Genomic DNA, 14,744 nt, shown 5'->3' on the forward strand with positions numbered 1-14,744 from the left:
CTAAGCATTATTTAATCAATTTGATTGAATTTTGACCCAAATCAAAATACTGCAACCATCCACATCTACCTTTTCTACACCTCTGTGGATGGAAAAATAGGATCTTTTTAAAAAATGACTCAGCAAGCACAGACCATTCAAGGCTCAATTGTCGCAATTGTCACCCCAATGTTAGAAGATGGCAGCGTAGATTGGAAAGGTCTCGAGAAGCTCGTTGAGTGGCACATAGAACAAGGTACCAACAGTATTGTTGCTGTAGGTACAACTGGTGAAGCATCGACCTTAAGTATGGAAGAGCACACCAAAGTGATCGCAGAAATTATTCGCGTCGCAAATAAGCGTATTCCTGTCATTGCTGGTACTGGTGCAAACTCAACGCATGAAGCCATCGAACTGACCAAAGAAGCACAACAATTGGGCGCAGATGCGGCCTTATTGGTAACGCCTTATTATAATAAGCCAACTCAGGAAGGTTTATACCAGCACTATAAAGCAATTGCAGAAGCGGTAGATTTACCAATCATTCTATATAACGTACCAGGTCGTACGGGCGTAGACATGTCTAACGAAACCGTCATTCGCTTGGCCGACATCCCTAATATTGTGGGCGTAAAAGACGCAACAGGCGATGTGCCACGTGGTCAGGAATTATTGGCTGGCTTAAACGGCAAAAACATGGTGGTTTACTCGGGTGATGATGCGACGGCATATCAACTGATGCTACACGGCGCACAAGGCAATATTTCTGTAACTGCCAATGTTGCACCGAAAGCCATGAGCCAAGTTTGCGCGGCTGCAATCGCAGGTGATGCTGCAGGTGCAGAGCAACAGAACAGTACGATTGCAAATTTACACAATATTCTATTTTGTGAATCGAACCCAATTCCTGTGAAATGGGCACTTCATGAAATGGGATTAATTGGTACAGGGATTCGCCTGCCATTAACTCCGCTTGCAGAACAATATCGTGCACCGTTACGCGAAGCCCTTCAGGCTGCGGGTGTCATTCAATAAAAGAGCTTAGTATGATGCAATTACGTTTTGGTTTTATCGCCGCACTTTCAGTATTGAGTTTGGCTGGTTGTAGTTCTCTGGCCATTAACAATGGTTCATTGGACTATAAAGACACCACCACTTTAGCACCACTTCAATATCCTGAAGGTTCTGTGGTTCGACCTGCAACGCCATTGTATCCTGCACCAAGCGTTGACCCGCTCGCAACGGCCAATGCGCCTAAGCTTGAAAATTCACGTGGCAACCGTTTTGCAATGCCACGTCCTGAAGCTGTGCAAGCGAATACGACTGTTGAAGACAGTACTCAAATTGGCCGTCCTCAGCCTGTAGTTGATGGAAACCAAAATCCGTTACTCAAAATTGATGGAAATTCTGCTACAATTTGGCAATACACTCTTGCCACTCTCAGCAGTCTGAATTACAGCATTGTTGGTCAAAGTAAGAACCGTTACGAGGCAACCATTAAGGTCGATCAACAGATTTATGTCTTAAGATTGACCTCTGTCGGTTCGAGCAACAACTTAGCCGTGTTCAATGCCGATAACAGCTTTGCAGACCAAGAAAAAGCTGCAGATCTGTTGGCCCAGATTTACCAAAATTGGCCAGCCTAGCCGTACTAGGCATTTTTTTTTGAAAAAGGTTCCCTCATGTTAAAACAAACCTTGCTCTATACTGGTAAAGCGAAATCTGTTTATACCACAGACAGTGCAGACCACCTGATTTTAGTCTTTCGTGATGATGCCTCTGCGTTCAATGGCGAAAAAATCGAACAACTAGATCGTAAAGGTAAGGTGAACAACCGTTTTAACGCCTTTATCATGGAAAAATTGGCTGAAGCGGGTATCGAAACTCACTTTGAAAAGCTACTTACACCAAACGAAGTATTGGTGAAAAAATTAGACATGATTCCTGTAGAATGTGTAATTCGTAACTACGCTGCAGGTTCACTTTGCCGTCGTTTAGGTGTAGAAGAAGGCAAAGAATTAACCCCACCAACATTTGAATTGTTCTTTAAAGACGATGCGCTTGGCGATCCGATGGTCAATGAATCTCAAGCGATTGCTTTAGGTTGGGCTAATGCAGAACAATTGGCAAAAATGAAAGAATTAACTTACCAAGTCAACGATGTATTAAAAGCATTGTTTGATGCAGGTAACATGATTTTGGTCGACTTCAAACTTGAGTTTGGTGTATTCCACGACCGTATTGTGTTGGGTGATGAGTTCTCTCCAGACGGTTGCCGTTTATGGGACAAAGACACCAAGAAGAAACTCGACAAAGACCGTTTCCGTCAAGGTTTAGGCGGTGTGGTTGAAGCTTATGAAGAAGTTGCTGCACGTTTAGGCATCGACTTAGACAATATCTAATTCAAGCTTTTCAATTTTAAAAGCTGAATTCCCAAAACCGAGCAACATTGCTCGGTTTTTTGTATTTTGCTGTAGACCAAACAGGGTTTACAAACCAAATCTTTGAAAAAATCGCCCCATCCACAATGCCCAGTCTGTCTGCCTATTTTTAAATTTATCTGAATTTAAATTGTGTATTCTGCAATTCCGTGTATGCTTGTTGTCATACTAGAAAAATATGAAGTTCGTTTTAATCGTCTAAGTCCGTAGTTTTATTTTGTAATCCTTCGTTTGTTCAGATTTTAAGTCGCATCTTTTTCCCAGTTATTCCAAATCTTTTTTAGATTGCAACATATTAAAATTCAGCAGGATATTTCCCTATGTCAAATCCGACAATGAAAGGCACGGTAAAGTGGTTTAACGAAACTAAAGGTTTTGGTTTTATTCAACCAGAATCTGGTCCAGATGTGTTTGCGCATTTCAGCGAAATCGCACACTCAGGCTTCAAGACTTTACACGAAGGTCAGCAAGTTGAATTCAGCATTGCGCAAGGTCAAAAAGGCCCGAATGCTGTAAACATCAAACCGCTTTAAACCTTTGAATGCAGCACTCAAGGCTGCAAACAAATCTAAAAAAGCTCAAGTTGATTCTTGAGCTTTTTTATGCCAATACTTTTACAAATATCTTTTCAGCTATACCAAATCGCTTAGGATTGAGTCTGCTGCCAACGACGTTGTTGTAAACGCTCACCTTCCACTTCACGTTTATTACGTGCCGACTCATACAACTTTGTGCCTTTCAGTTCAGGCGGCAAATAGTCCTGTAGCACAAAATGCTCTGGGTAATTGTGCGGATACAAATAATCTACGCCATAGCCTTGTTCTTTCATCAGTTTGGTCGGTGCATTACGCAAATGCAGTGGCACAGGTAAGTTGGCGGTTTTTTCAGCCAAATCCATGGCTTTATTAATTGCCAAATAAGTACTGTTACTTTTGGCACTGGTTGCCAAATATACTGCACATTGTCCTAAAATAATCCGCGCTTCGGGCATACCCAGCACTTGTACAGAGCGGAAACACTCGCCTGCCAATAACAAGGCATTCGGATTTGAATTGCCAATATCTTCCGAAGCAGCAATCAACATGCGACGCGCAATAAAGCTCGGGTCTTCACCGCCTTTGAGCATGCGCGCCATCCAATACAATGCAGCATCGGGGTCACTGCCACGAATTGACTTAATAAAAGCCGATACCAAATCATAATGTTGCTCGCCTGACTTGTCATAACGGGCAATGTTTTGTTGCGCAACCTTGACCACAATCGCGTTGGTGATGATATTTTCCACCTCGGGTTCAAAGGTGCTTGCCACCAAGTCCAGTAGGTTTAAAGCCTTGCGTGCATCACCTGCAGCAAACTGAATCAGAGCATCAAATTCTTCAATCTGAATATAACGGTCTTTTAAGAATTGATCTTGCTGAATGGCTTGAGTAAGCAAAGTCTGAATCGAATCGGCATCTAAAGCCTTTAAGGTATAGACCTGACAACGTGAAAGCAGCGCACTATTGACTTCAAAAGATGGATTTTCCGTGGTCGCACCAATTAAGGTGATTTTGCCCTTTTCCACCGCATTTAATAAGGCATCTTGCTGCGACTTATTAAAGCGATGAATTTCATCAATAAACACCACTGGTGTGAGCAAATCGCCGCCTTCGGCAATAATTTCACGCAGCTCTTTGACCCCAGTATTCAAGGCAGAAAGGCTGATAAAAGGACGATCTACCGCCTGCGCCAACAGCAAAGCGATGGTGGTTTTCCCCACCCCTGGTGGCCCCCAGAAAATAATTGAAGGCAAATGCCCCTGATCAATCATTTGGCGTAACGGCGCTTGCTCACCTAAAAGATGATCTTGACCAATAATTTGCGATAAATCGCGTGGACGCAAACGCTCAGGCAGTGGAATATGACTCTCTGACATCTTGTTATTTCTATACTTGACTTCAACCTAGTCTACTATGATCTCAAGCTTTGGAGTATTTCTAATCGTACCGATTTATCGCTAAAACACGATTCAAGGTTTATTCTGCAGTATGAATTAACGCACCCAACGCACCACATAATCTTCTATATCTTCTTCTGCAACATCCAGTTCTGAAATACAACGCCCTGCCGCAGATTTTTTGGCTTTAATCACACTTTGGCGTGAGCCCGTATTTAAGTAATGCCAAGATGGCAAATTTTTGCCCTGTTTTAAACGACGATAGGCACAACTTGGCGGCAACCAGTGAATTTTTTCTAGTTTTTCGGGGGTAAGTTGAATGCAATCGGGCACAAAGTCAAAGCGATTGGCATAATCTGAACAACGTGCTGTGTTACAGTCCAGTAACTTGCACGCCACTTTGGTATAGGCCACTTCTTGCGTGTCTTCATCTTCTAGTTTGACCAAACAGCATAAACCGCAACCATCGCACAAGGCTTCCCATTCCGCAGTATTTAAGGCATTCAGCGGATAGTTTTTCCAAAATTCAGGTCGTAATTGATCAGACATAGCGCACAGAAAATAACAAAACTGCGTCATTATAACAGCCTTGTTTCAACTTGTTGCTTTTGTTTAGTCTTTAAATGAATCAAACACTTAACTCAAACAACTGAACATTTAATACACAAAAACAAAACAGTGTGCTGCGTTCAGCTCCCTATACTAAATTCAGAAGCTATAAAAACACATGGAGAACAATTATGTTTCGTTGGGCTATAATCTTCGCAGTGATTGCGTTAATCGCGAGTTTACTTGGTTTTGGTGGTGTCGCAGGTTTATCCAAAGACTTTGCCATTATTTTATTGGTGATTGCTGTGATTTTGGCAATTGTTGGTTTCCTCTCTCGCGGAAAAATCTAGTGACCTCGTCTATAAATTCCTAAAAATCAGATAAAAAAGAAGGATTTTTCCTTCTTTTTTTATGTCCGCTTTTTACGCAACAAATGCCAATTTGGCTATTTTAAAAATATTTTCTCACATTTATAGGCAGTATTTACCCTGTTTTTAAAAATGCGTGCCATATTATTATGCTTTAATCATGGCATTGAAAACGATAAGGAATAAGGCATGGCTTTAGCAATCAAAACTCGCGAAATTGAATATACGGCTGCAGATGGCAGCAAACTGATCGGTTATTTTGCTGCACCAGAAACAGCACAAGCTGTCGCGGGGGTGATTGTCGCACCTGAATGGTGGGGACGTAACGAATACACCGAACAACGCGCGCGTGAATTGGCTGAACATGGTTTTGCAGCCTTAGCGATTGATATGTATGGCGATAAAAAAGTCACCACCACCGCAGCCCAAGCCAATGAATGGATGATGCAAACTTTTGCAGATGCTGACACAATTGTGACTCGTGCGTCTGCAGCTTTGGACACTTTAGCTGCCCAACCTGAAGTAAATCGCGATAAACTCGCTGCAATTGGTTTCTGTTATGGCGGCAAAGTCGTTCTGGATTTGGCTCGTTCTGGCGCAGCATTAAAAGCAGTGGTGACCTTCCACGCCAACCTCAGCCCGAAAGCCCCTGCACAACAAGGTCAGGTACAAGCCGAGATTTTGGTGTTGCATGGTGAACTGGACAGCATGGTGACTTTAGACGACGTCGCAAGTTTCCGTGAAGAAATGCACGCGGCTCAAGTAGAGCATGAAGTGATTATTTTTGAAGATGCCAAACACGGCTTTAGTAACCCTCAAGCCGATGAACGTGCCAAAGCCAATGGGGTCGATTTAGGCTATAACGCATCGGCAGAGCAACAAGGTTTAGCTACCATGTATGAAGTGTTGGATCGTCGTTTAGCAGATTAATCTGCTGTTCACATTACGCAGCATATACTCAACGCAAGCCAAGAAAATTTTAAAGAAGAGGATATAACAATGACTGAGCAATGCCCTTATTGCAATTTTGATGATTATGATGTTTTGGCAAAAAATGAATTTGGGGTAATTTTGCCTGAACCCAATGCCCTGTCTAAAGGACATTGCGTGATCATTCCGCTACGTCACGTCGGCTCTTTTTTTGACATTACAGACAAAGAACGTAAAAGTTTATTGTCTTTATTAGAATTGGCGCGCAATGAGTTGCAATTGCGTCATCAACCTGCAGGTTTCCATGTGGGTTTTAATGATGGCGATGTGTTTGATGCTAAATCTGAGCATTTACACATCCACATTATTCCACGCTATGAAGGTCAGACCTTAAAATTGGATAACCGTTGGGGTATGAGCGGTCAAATTTAAACCACGACTCGTTTTATCCCAAACCAAGTGAAACCAAACCTAAAGAAGAAGATGCACGCTCATCTTCTTTTTTTATGCACGTAATTCCCACGCCAGTTTGGCTATACTAAGCCGCTACTTTACAAACTGGGTTCGCATGACTGCTTTTTCATTTTCCGATGCTCTCCTCACGTGGTTCGATCAACACGGACGCCATGACCTGCCGTGGCAAGTCGCCGATGATCCCTATGCGGTGTGGGTGTCTGAAATCATGCTGCAACAAACTCAGGTCAAAACCGTATTGCAATATTTTGAGCGTTTTTTGCAGCGCTTTCCGACAGTGCAAGATTTAGGACGTGCAACTTGGGATGAAGTTGCACCGTATTGGGCAGGTTTAGGCTATTACGCCCGCGCCCGCAACTTGCATAAAGCCGCAGCCATTGTGGCACAGCAAGGACATTTTCCAAGTACGCTCGAACAGTGGATGGCTTTGCCGGGCATTGGTCGCTCTACGGGTGGTGCCATGATGTCGCTGGGTTTACGCCAATACGGCGTCATTATGGATGGCAACGTCAAACGGGTTTTAGCACGTTTTTTTGCTATTGAAGATGATTTATCCAAACCTGTACATGAACGTGCCATGTGGCAACTGGCAGAACAGCTCTGCCCCGAAGTGCGTAATCACGACTATACGCAGGCTATTATGGATTTGGGCGCCACCATTTGTACCCCCAAAAAACCACTGTGCTTATATTGCCCAATGCAACAACACTGCAAAGCACATCAACAAGGTTTAGAACAGGAATTGCCCTTTAAAAAACCGAAAAAAACTGTGCCTATTAAAGCTGCACAAGTCTTGGTGTTGCAATGTGCAGATCAATGGTTGTGGCAACAACGTTCTCATACAGGGCTTTGGGGTGGACTATGGTGTTTGCCTGTTATTGAAGATGCACAGGCTTTTGAACAACTGTGTCAAAGCTTGAGCCTTAAACACGTACAGCAGCGCGCACAGATTTCGCATAGCTTTACCCATTTCACTTGGCAGCTTGAAGCTCTGTGTTTTCAGGTCGATGCTGATCTACAAGAACACTTGGCAATTGAACTGAATGCAGAATGGTATAGTCCAGAACAAGCCGGCGATTTGGGCATTCCAACCGCCATGAAAAAATTGATCTCGGCAATCAATCTGTGACATAGTCAAGCATCGTGATGAATGAAATTTTTGCTTTCACTGCCATTACAAGGATGTCTTATGTTTCGATGGATTGCTGTCTTAAGCCTGTCACTCTTCACCTTATTGATTGCGGCCTGTAGTTCTGCACCGAAACGTCCTAGTACCCCACTCCCGCCTGCCTTGGTGCAAAAACTCAATCAAATGAGTTTAAAAACTCGCTTGCCCATTCCTGTGCAGGGCATTAAAGCGCATCAGTTGAATGACACTTGGGGTGCATCTCGCAGTAGCGGACGTTTACATGAAGGCATCGACATCATTGCTCCGAAAGGCAGCAAAGTGTATAGCGCCACAGAAGGTTTAATTGCAGACTTACGCGATAATCGCTTAGGTGGTAAAGTAATTTGGATATTAGGGCCTGCAGGCACTTGGCATTATTATGCACACTTAGATGGACACAAACGCGGTTTAAACGTGGGCGATTATGTCAAGGCAGGAACGCATATTGGCTATGTCGGCAATACAGGCAACGCCCAACACACTGCTGCACATTTGCATTACGGACTTTATTTAAATGGTAAAGGACGCGGCGCAGTCAACCCTTATCCTTATTTACGTTAATTTTGTTAGGAACATTTCATGTCTGATGCCTTGATAAATCGATTGGTGGAATTTGCAGAATCTGGCAATCAACAAAAAATTGTGTTGGCAGGACAAGTCCATCAAGGCTGGGTCATGGAAATTACTGAAGATGCCCTGCTCATCAGCACAGGTTATTCAGATAAAGTCGGTAAAGACAACTGGATTTCCTTTCACGATCTGCAACAGGCAGAACTATATTATTGGGATAACCAACATGACCAATGGGCAGCATTTCAGCTTTAAGTCCGTCCCATTTATATCTATTCAGCTATCTATTCAACAAGGAGAATGACCCATGACGATACAACGCTGTGGTTGGTGTTCCGATGATCCGCTCTATATTACCTATCATGATTTAGAGTGGGGACAAGCTGTATTTACCGAAGCGCATTTATTTGAAATGCTGTGTTTGGAAGGACAGCAAGCAGGTTTGTCTTGGATTACTGTATTAAAAAAACGTGAGGCGTATCGTCAACATTTTTTCCAATACAGCATTGCTGAAATTGCCGCATTTAGTGATGATGATCTTACGCTCAAATTACAAGATGCTGGATTAATTCGCCATCGAGGCAAATTACAAGCAATTCGTGACAACGCACGTGCATGGCAAAAACTAAAAGATGCCGATATAGACGTCGTGACATGGCTTTGGGATTTTGTCGCACAGCGACCTATTAGGAATGATGTACCTGACTATCGTCTTGCACCTGCACAAACCAACGCCAGTGTTACCATGTCGAAAGCCCTAAAGAAAAATGGTTTTAAATTTGTAGGCCCGACCACCTGCTATGCTTTTATGCAAGCTGTAGGCATGGTCGATGATCATGAAAATCACTGTCACTTTAAAACAACATCTTAAAGCAACATCCAAGCTTTAGTATTCAAAACTGCTCAACCCATAATAGCAAGATCACCAATCAATACAGTCAGCCTTATGACAAGGACGGTGCAATATGAGTAATACCATTCGAGCCTATGCCGCAATGCAGGCAGGTGAAGCCCTGCAAGCCTATCAATTTGATGCGGGTGAACTGCAGGCGCATCAGGTAGAAGTCAAAGTCGAATATTGTGGCTTATGCCATTCCGATCTTTCAGTCATTCAAAATGACTGGCATTCCTCAGTATATCCTGTGGTGGCAGGACATGAAATTATTGGCACGATTACTCAATTGGGCAGTGAAGCCAAAGGTTTAACCGTGGGGCAACGTGTAGGCATTGGCTGGACTGCAGACAGTTGCCAACACTGCGATGCCTGTATTGCAGGCGAACAAGTGCTGTGCAGCAATGGCACCACCGCAACCATTGTGGGACATGCAGGTGGTTTTGCCGATAAAGTCCGTGCAGGTTGGCAGTGGGTCATTCCATTACCCGATGAGGTCGATCCTGTCAGTGCAGGGCCTTTGCTCTGTGGTGGAATTACCGTATTTGATCCGATCTTGAAACATCAAATTCAGGCAGTACATCATGTTGCGGTGATTGGTATTGGTGGCTTGGGGCATATCGCCATCAAATTATTAAAAGCATGGGGCTGTGAAATTACGGCGTTCAGTTCCAATCCAGACAAAACCGCAGAATTACTGGCTATGGGTGCAGACCATGTAGTGAACAGCCGTGATGCTGCTGCCCTTAAAACCCAGCGTGGCAAGTTTGACCTGATTTTAAGTACGGTAAACGTAAGCTTGGACTGGAATGCTTATTTAAGTACGCTTGCACCACATGGCACTATTCACATGCTAGGTGTAGCGCTAGAACCCATGCAAATTAAGGCGGGCAGCTTAATTGGCGGTGCAAAATCGGTTACTGGTTCATCGACAGGTTCGCCTGCAGCGCTGCGTCAATTACTACAATTTGCAGCACGCAAACAGATTGCCCCGCAAGTCGAAGTTTTTCCAATGTCACAGATCAATCAGGCCATTGAACATTTGCATCAAGGCAAGGTTCGCTATCGGGTGGTGTTAAAGGCCGACTTTGACTGATTTTTAAGTTAAATCAGGATAGTCAAATATATTTATGTCTCTCTTTATTTAGGTAAAACCGCTCATCTAAAAACCTAGATAACATGAAGATACTCGGAAATGTCATCCACAACCTGCGTAGCATTAGACCATTATTGTTTTTGCGAAATAATGAAAGGGATACAAGCATTAAACAGGTTTTGTGGATGACAATGGTTTTGCCCACTTTTGCCGAAACAAAAGTGGGTCGAACCGAAGGTTAATCCAATTATTGGACGACAAGCCCACAGAACGCTGTCTTAATCATTTTACGATTACAATAAAAATTTTCCTGCAGCTCAAACTAAATCAGAGTTTTCTTAATTTGCTCACAGCGAATCCTGAATTGATAAGATTTATGTATAAAAAATGTTTTAGATATTCAGTCTGTTATAGAATAAACTGCGTAAGCAGCATATATTAAAACGTTGAATCGATACCTGCTTCAACGCAGGTATCAAAATAGAAAAGTCTGTAAAAAAGTCTGCTAAGATGAATGCTGCTTTTTTAACTATAAAATGAATTTGAGAAAACCTATGAGTAAAGCCTTACCCATCGCTGTTGCTGTAATTTTAGGCGGTGCTGCACTTGTTCCTGTTTATTATGCCTCTCAAAACCCTGCGGTTGCGACTTCTAAGGCGTCTGCAAATGCCTCAGCCGTTGAAAAAATCAGCTACGCTTTGGGTTATGAAGTGGCACATCAAACCCCACCAGAGCTGGACATCAACAGCTTTGTAACAGGTGTGCGTGAAGGTCATGCGCGTAAACAACCTGCTTATACTGAAGAAGAACTACAAAAAGCCTATGAACAGTTCCAGCAAGAGTTGCAACAAAAACAAGCGACTCAAGCACAAGCTGCCCAAACTGCCAGTGATTCATTCTTAACTGAAAATGGTAAAAAAGCAGGCGTACAAACCACAGCATCTGGCTTACAGTACCAAGTCGTTAAAGAAGGTACAGGCAAACAGCCAACAGCAAGCTCTGTGGTGAAAGTGCACTACACCGGTAAACTGGTCGATGGCAAAGTATTTGATAGCTCAGTACAACGTGGCGAACCAATTGAATTCCCACTGAACCAAGTGATTCCAGGTTGGACTGAAGGCTTACAACTTATGAAAGAAGGCGGCAAAGCCACGCTGTATATCCCATCACAATTGGGCTACGGTGAACAAGGCGTACCGGGTATGATTCCTGCCAACAGCACCTTAATTTTTGATGTTGAACTGATTGAAGTGAAATAACAACATCGCCCTTTCAGGAGAGCTTGGCTCTCCTGTATTGTCTTAGGACGGAAATAATGAAAAAACACCTCGCCCTTGTGTGTATTGCGCTACTCAGTAGCAGTGGTTTTGCAAAAACAGTGACCAATAAAAGCCCTGTTGCAGATCAGGTGGGTTATAGCTTTGGCTATTTAATGGGGCGCAGCAATGCTGAAACGCTAAAAGACATTGATTTAGAAGCCTTTATGACAGGCTTAAAAATGGCTACCCAAGACCAGCCTGCCAGTCTGAGCGATGAAGAAATGGCGCGGGTTTTAACCCAATTTAGAAAACAAGCCGAAGCCAAACAACTGATTGAACTAAAAAAAGTAGCCGATGCCAATGCAAAAATTGGGCAAGCCTTTTTAAGTAACAATGCAAAAAAGGCAGGGGTAAAAGTCACTAAGTCTGGCTTGCAATATCAAGTCTTACAAGCGGGTGCAGGTAAATCACCAAAAGCCACCTCGACTGTCAAAGTGCATTATGAAGGTCGCCTAATTGATGGTACGGTATTTGACAGCTCCATTGCTCGTGATCAGGCTGCTGAATTTCAGGTGAGTCAAGTCATTCAGGGCTGGACTGAAGGTTTACAGCTAATGAAAGTCGGTGCCAAATACCGCTTCTTCATTCCTGCTGCATTGGCCTACGGTCAAATTGGCTCAGGTGATGCCATTGAGCCAAACAGCACGCTTATTTTTGATGTGGAACTCTTAGAGATTTTAAAATAATCACCACTCACACTTTTGATCAAGCGCTGAGAGAAAAATACCGCAATTTAAATTGCGGTATTTTTTTACTTTGATGTTTGGGATGCATTCAACAGCGATTTCTGTATTTATGGTTTTAAATGACGTGGTCTAAAGCCTGTTGCCAATAAACCAATCGCATATGCCAGCACACCCACTACACATAGTGCAGTCACTTCAGCCACACGCATCCACTGTGATACATCACCGTTATACCAAGTTAAGGCGTACCACAACGCAGCAATCATCACCGCATTGGCAACGGAAAATTGCAGAATAAGTTTTTTCCAGTGAGCACCAAAACGGAAAATCTTGCGCTGATGCAAATAAAAATACAGCATGCCAGCATTGACCAAAGCCGAACCTGAAGATGCCAATGCCAATGCCATGTGCTCAGCTTCCCAATCAATCAGTTTAAAGAAGCCAATGAACACCACGTTTAAAATGGCATTGGCTGCTACGGCCATTAAACCAACACGTACTGGGGTTTTGGTGTCTTGCTGCGCATAAAAGCCTGGTGCAAAGACCTTAATCAGCATGAATGAAATTACCCCTGCACTCATACATTGCAAGGCCAAAGCCGTCATTTGTGTGTCTTGAAAGGTAAACTGACCACGCTCAAACAAGGCCTGAATAATCGGGGTGGACAACATAAACAGTGCAATACTGGCAGGTACACCCACCAAAATAATCACTCGTGCCGCCCAGTCCATCATGCCACGGAATTTGTCCATATTCTGTTCTGCATGACGTGCAGACAGTGACGGTAAAATAACCGTACCAATCGCCACACCAATTAAACCCAGTGGCAACTCTGTCATACGTTCTGCACTATACAACCAAGATACCGAACCATCCTGCATAAAAGAGGCCCAAATGGTATTGAGTAACAGGTTAATTTGCGTGACCGAAACCCCAAACAAAGCAGGCAGCATCAGCTTCATAATCCGATCCACACCTTCATGTTTAAAATCAACCTTGGGGGGAATCAGCAGTTTTTTACGCCACAATTCAGGAATTTGAATTGCAAGTTGTAAAGCCCCCGCAATAATCACTGCCCAGCCCAGCGCCATAATTGGCTCTGCCATGTACGGCGTGAGCCATAGTGCCCCTGCAATCATTGCTAGATTCAGCAATACAGGTGCAAAGGCAGGCGTAGTAAATGAGCCGTAGCTGTTTAAAATACTGCTGGCAAATGCCGTTAACGACATAAACAACAAATAAGGAATGGTCAGGCGGAACATATCTGTCGCCAAAGCAAACTTAGCAGGGTCGCTATGGAAGCCCGGTGCGTAGATATACATCACTGCAGGTGCAGCCACCATGGCAACAAAGGTTAGCCCTGTCATTACTGTCATTAGACAGCCAAAGACCCGACTAATCAGAATTTGTACTTCGGCATGGGTACGACTGGTTTTGTATTCGGTCAGTACCGGAATAAAGGCCTGCGAAAATGCCCCTTCGGCAAACAAGCGCCTGAAAAAGTTGGGAATACGAAACGCCACCACAAAGGTATCGAAATCTTTACCTGCACCAAATACATTCAGCAACACCACGTCACGGACTAATCCAAGTACCCGTGACAGCATGGTCATTGCACTGACAATAAAGGTCGATCGCCAAAGCGCCATCGTTACCACCCAATTAAAAATTTAGTCGCTATTGTAATCAAAGCATCAACAAAGTTTTGTTATTGATTGATCAATTTTTTCTGTAATGTCTAAGCTTTAGCTTGAGATAACTGTTCACGAAAACGCTGCCAGTCAAAAAATGGCCCAGGGTCAGTTTTACGACCAGGGGCAATATCGGAATGCCCTGCAATATGCTGCTGAATACGTGGATACGCCTGTTGCAAGGCCTGCACCACTTGTACCAAACGTGCATACTGTACCTCTTCAAAAGGTAAATCGTCACTGCCTTCCAGCTCAATACCTATCGAATAATCATTACATTCAGACTGTGCCATATAACTCGAACGCCCTGCATGCCAAGCCCGATCTGCAAAATTGACAAATTGTAGCACTTCGCCTGTTCTTAAAATCAGCAAATGTGCCGACACTTGCATGCCCTGAATAGTCTGAAAATAAGGATGCTGCGACCAATCCAGCTGATTTTGAAAAAACTGCTCAATATAGCCCCCACCAAATTGTGACGGCGGCAAACTAATATTGTGGATAACCAGCAATTGAATCTCTTGGTCTGTCGGACGGGCGTTGAAATTCGGAGATGGGACTTGTCTTGCCCCCTGTAATTGTCCTTCAACCACCTGAAACGACGGCTCATGCTGCATAAGGCAACCCTCAAGCAATTAGAAAAGA

Annotated in this window: 18 protein-coding genes; 14 read left to right on the forward strand and 4 right to left on the reverse strand. The window is 43.6% G+C overall.

Translation table 11 applies throughout. The features are described from left to right. Positions 1-114 precede the first annotated feature (114 nt). From dapA to HX743_RS10525, 4 genes are all read left to right on the forward strand, one after another. Entirely contained in the window at positions 115-1,014 is a 900-nt protein-coding gene (gene dapA / locus HX743_RS10510; protein WP_168460469.1) for a 4-hydroxy-tetrahydrodipicolinate synthase, read from the forward strand. Positions 1,015-1,028: 14 nt separating this feature from the next. Further along, positions 1,029-1,625, forward strand: coding sequence for a lipoprotein-34 precursor (NlpB) (locus HX743_RS10515; RefSeq protein ID WP_168460542.1), 597 nt, complete (start codon positions 1,029-1,031; stop codon positions 1,623-1,625). A 36-nt stretch (positions 1,626-1,661) separates the two neighbouring features. After that, the gene (gene purC / locus HX743_RS10520) at positions 1,662-2,381 is read left to right on the forward strand and encodes a phosphoribosylaminoimidazolesuccinocarboxamide synthase (RefSeq protein WP_004974116.1); all 720 of its coding nucleotides are present in this window, start codon (positions 1,662-1,664) and stop codon (positions 2,379-2,381) included. Positions 2,382-2,740: 359 nt separating this feature from the next. Beyond that, complete coding sequence (locus HX743_RS10525; RefSeq protein ID WP_004974113.1) at positions 2,741-2,953, forward strand: cold-shock protein; 213 nt, start codon at positions 2,741-2,743, stop codon at positions 2,951-2,953. Between the two features lie 113 nt (positions 2,954-3,066). Here HX743_RS10525 and HX743_RS10530 read toward each other — a convergent pair whose 3' ends face one another. Together HX743_RS10530 and HX743_RS10535 are read right to left on the reverse strand one after the other, a co-directional pair. Further along, on the reverse strand, positions 3,067-4,335 hold the full coding sequence (locus HX743_RS10530) for a replication-associated recombination protein A (protein ID WP_004974112.1): 1,269 nt from the start codon (positions 4,333-4,335) through the stop codon (positions 3,067-3,069). A gap of 117 nt (positions 4,336-4,452) precedes the next feature. Further along, the gene (locus HX743_RS10535; RefSeq protein ID WP_136144131.1) at positions 4,453-4,905 is read right to left on the reverse strand and encodes a YcgN family cysteine cluster protein; all 453 of its coding nucleotides are present in this window, start codon (positions 4,903-4,905) and stop codon (positions 4,453-4,455) included. A 191-nt stretch (positions 4,906-5,096) separates the two neighbouring features. On the opposite strand from HX743_RS10535, the gene HX743_RS10540 reads away from it, so the two are divergent. The 10 genes from HX743_RS10540 to HX743_RS10585 all read left to right on the forward strand — a co-directional run bounded on the left by HX743_RS10540 (position 5,097) and on the right by HX743_RS10585 (position 12,408). Beyond that, positions 5,097-5,255 carry a DUF1328 domain-containing protein gene (locus HX743_RS10540; protein WP_004974108.1) on the forward strand — a complete coding sequence of 53 codons (159 nt, stop codon included), beginning with the start codon at positions 5,097-5,099 and terminating at the stop codon, positions 5,253-5,255. Between the two features lie 207 nt (positions 5,256-5,462). After that, positions 5,463-6,203 carry a dienelactone hydrolase family protein gene (locus HX743_RS10545; protein WP_154320161.1) on the forward strand — a complete coding sequence of 247 codons (741 nt, stop codon included), beginning with the start codon at positions 5,463-5,465 and terminating at the stop codon, positions 6,201-6,203. Between the two features lie 69 nt (positions 6,204-6,272). Beyond that, positions 6,273-6,635: an HIT family protein gene (locus tag HX743_RS10550; RefSeq protein WP_070155794.1), complete on the forward strand. Its 363-nt coding sequence runs from the start codon at positions 6,273-6,275 to the stop codon at positions 6,633-6,635. Between the two features lie 136 nt (positions 6,636-6,771). Next, positions 6,772-7,806: an A/G-specific adenine glycosylase gene (gene mutY, locus HX743_RS10555; RefSeq protein WP_178319183.1), complete on the forward strand. Its 1,035-nt coding sequence runs from the start codon at positions 6,772-6,774 to the stop codon at positions 7,804-7,806. Positions 7,807-7,866: 60 nt separating this feature from the next. Beyond that, positions 7,867-8,406: a M23 family metallopeptidase gene (locus tag HX743_RS10560; protein ID WP_178319184.1), complete on the forward strand. Its 540-nt coding sequence runs from the start codon at positions 7,867-7,869 to the stop codon at positions 8,404-8,406. A gap of 18 nt (positions 8,407-8,424) precedes the next feature. Beyond that, complete coding sequence (locus tag HX743_RS10565; RefSeq protein WP_178319185.1) at positions 8,425-8,670, forward strand: hypothetical protein; 246 nt, start codon at positions 8,425-8,427, stop codon at positions 8,668-8,670. A 52-nt stretch (positions 8,671-8,722) separates the two neighbouring features. Continuing rightward, a complete protein-coding gene (locus HX743_RS10570) occupies positions 8,723-9,286 on the forward strand; it encodes a DNA-3-methyladenine glycosylase I (RefSeq protein ID WP_178319186.1) in 564 nt (187 codons plus the stop codon). Positions 9,287-9,380: 94 nt separating this feature from the next. Then, positions 9,381-10,403 (forward strand): NAD(P)-dependent alcohol dehydrogenase, encoded by a 1,023-nt coding sequence (locus tag HX743_RS10575; protein ID WP_178319187.1) that lies wholly within the window; start codon positions 9,381-9,383, stop codon positions 10,401-10,403. Between the two features lie 554 nt (positions 10,404-10,957). Continuing rightward, the gene (locus HX743_RS10580; RefSeq protein WP_168460465.1) at positions 10,958-11,662 is read left to right on the forward strand and encodes an FKBP-type peptidyl-prolyl cis-trans isomerase; all 705 of its coding nucleotides are present in this window, start codon (positions 10,958-10,960) and stop codon (positions 11,660-11,662) included. Positions 11,663-11,718: 56 nt separating this feature from the next. Further along, on the forward strand, positions 11,719-12,408 hold the full coding sequence (locus HX743_RS10585) for an FKBP-type peptidyl-prolyl cis-trans isomerase (RefSeq protein WP_168417642.1): 690 nt from the start codon (positions 11,719-11,721) through the stop codon (positions 12,406-12,408). Between the two features lie 107 nt (positions 12,409-12,515). Here HX743_RS10585 and murJ read toward each other — a convergent pair whose 3' ends face one another. Together murJ and ampD are read right to left on the reverse strand one after the other, a co-directional pair. After that, positions 12,516-14,066, reverse strand: a complete 1,551-nt coding sequence (gene murJ / locus HX743_RS10590) for a murein biosynthesis integral membrane protein MurJ (protein ID WP_171525557.1) — start codon at positions 14,064-14,066, stop codon at positions 12,516-12,518. Positions 14,067-14,146: 80 nt separating this feature from the next. After that, entirely contained in the window at positions 14,147-14,716 is a 570-nt protein-coding gene (gene ampD, locus HX743_RS10595; RefSeq protein ID WP_178319188.1) for a 1,6-anhydro-N-acetylmuramyl-L-alanine amidase AmpD, read from the reverse strand. Positions 14,717-14,744: the final 28 nt, after the last annotated feature.

The organism is Acinetobacter sp. Swhac1, from assembly GCF_013390985.1.
In the GTDB taxonomy this organism is placed as follows: Bacteria; Pseudomonadota; Gammaproteobacteria; order Pseudomonadales; family Moraxellaceae; genus Acinetobacter; species Acinetobacter towneri.

Coding starts and splice junctions, on each gene's coding strand:
- HX743_RS10580 (WP_168460465.1), top strand. CDS start 10,958: ATGAGTAAAGCCTTACCCATCGCTGTTGCTGTAATTTTAGGCGGTGCT.
- HX743_RS10535 (WP_136144131.1), bottom strand. CDS start 4,905: ATGTCTGATCAATTACGACCTGAATTTTGGAAAAACTATCCGCTGAAT.
- HX743_RS10575 (WP_178319187.1), top strand. CDS start 9,381: ATGAGTAATACCATTCGAGCCTATGCCGCAATGCAGGCAGGTGAAGCC.
- HX743_RS10585 (WP_168417642.1), top strand. CDS start 11,719: ATGAAAAAACACCTCGCCCTTGTGTGTATTGCGCTACTCAGTAGCAGT.
- HX743_RS10550 (WP_070155794.1), top strand. CDS start 6,273: ATGACTGAGCAATGCCCTTATTGCAATTTTGATGATTATGATGTTTTG.
- dapA (WP_168460469.1), top strand. CDS start 115: ATGACTCAGCAAGCACAGACCATTCAAGGCTCAATTGTCGCAATTGTC.
- HX743_RS10540 (WP_004974108.1), top strand. CDS start 5,097: ATGTTTCGTTGGGCTATAATCTTCGCAGTGATTGCGTTAATCGCGAGT.
- HX743_RS10515 (WP_168460542.1), top strand. CDS start 1,029: ATGCAATTACGTTTTGGTTTTATCGCCGCACTTTCAGTATTGAGTTTG.
- HX743_RS10570 (WP_178319186.1), top strand. CDS start 8,723: ATGACGATACAACGCTGTGGTTGGTGTTCCGATGATCCGCTCTATATT.
- mutY (WP_178319183.1), top strand. CDS start 6,772: ATGACTGCTTTTTCATTTTCCGATGCTCTCCTCACGTGGTTCGATCAA.
- HX743_RS10565 (WP_178319185.1), top strand. CDS start 8,425: ATGTCTGATGCCTTGATAAATCGATTGGTGGAATTTGCAGAATCTGGC.
- purC (WP_004974116.1), top strand. CDS start 1,662: ATGTTAAAACAAACCTTGCTCTATACTGGTAAAGCGAAATCTGTTTAT.
- HX743_RS10530 (WP_004974112.1), bottom strand. CDS start 4,335: ATGTCAGAGAGTCATATTCCACTGCCTGAGCGTTTGCGTCCACGCGAT.
- HX743_RS10560 (WP_178319184.1), top strand. CDS start 7,867: ATGTTTCGATGGATTGCTGTCTTAAGCCTGTCACTCTTCACCTTATTG.
- HX743_RS10545 (WP_154320161.1), top strand. CDS start 5,463: ATGGCTTTAGCAATCAAAACTCGCGAAATTGAATATACGGCTGCAGAT.
- HX743_RS10525 (WP_004974113.1), top strand. CDS start 2,741: ATGTCAAATCCGACAATGAAAGGCACGGTAAAGTGGTTTAACGAAACT.
- ampD (WP_178319188.1), bottom strand. CDS start 14,716: ATGCAGCATGAGCCGTCGTTTCAGGTGGTTGAAGGACAATTACAGGGG.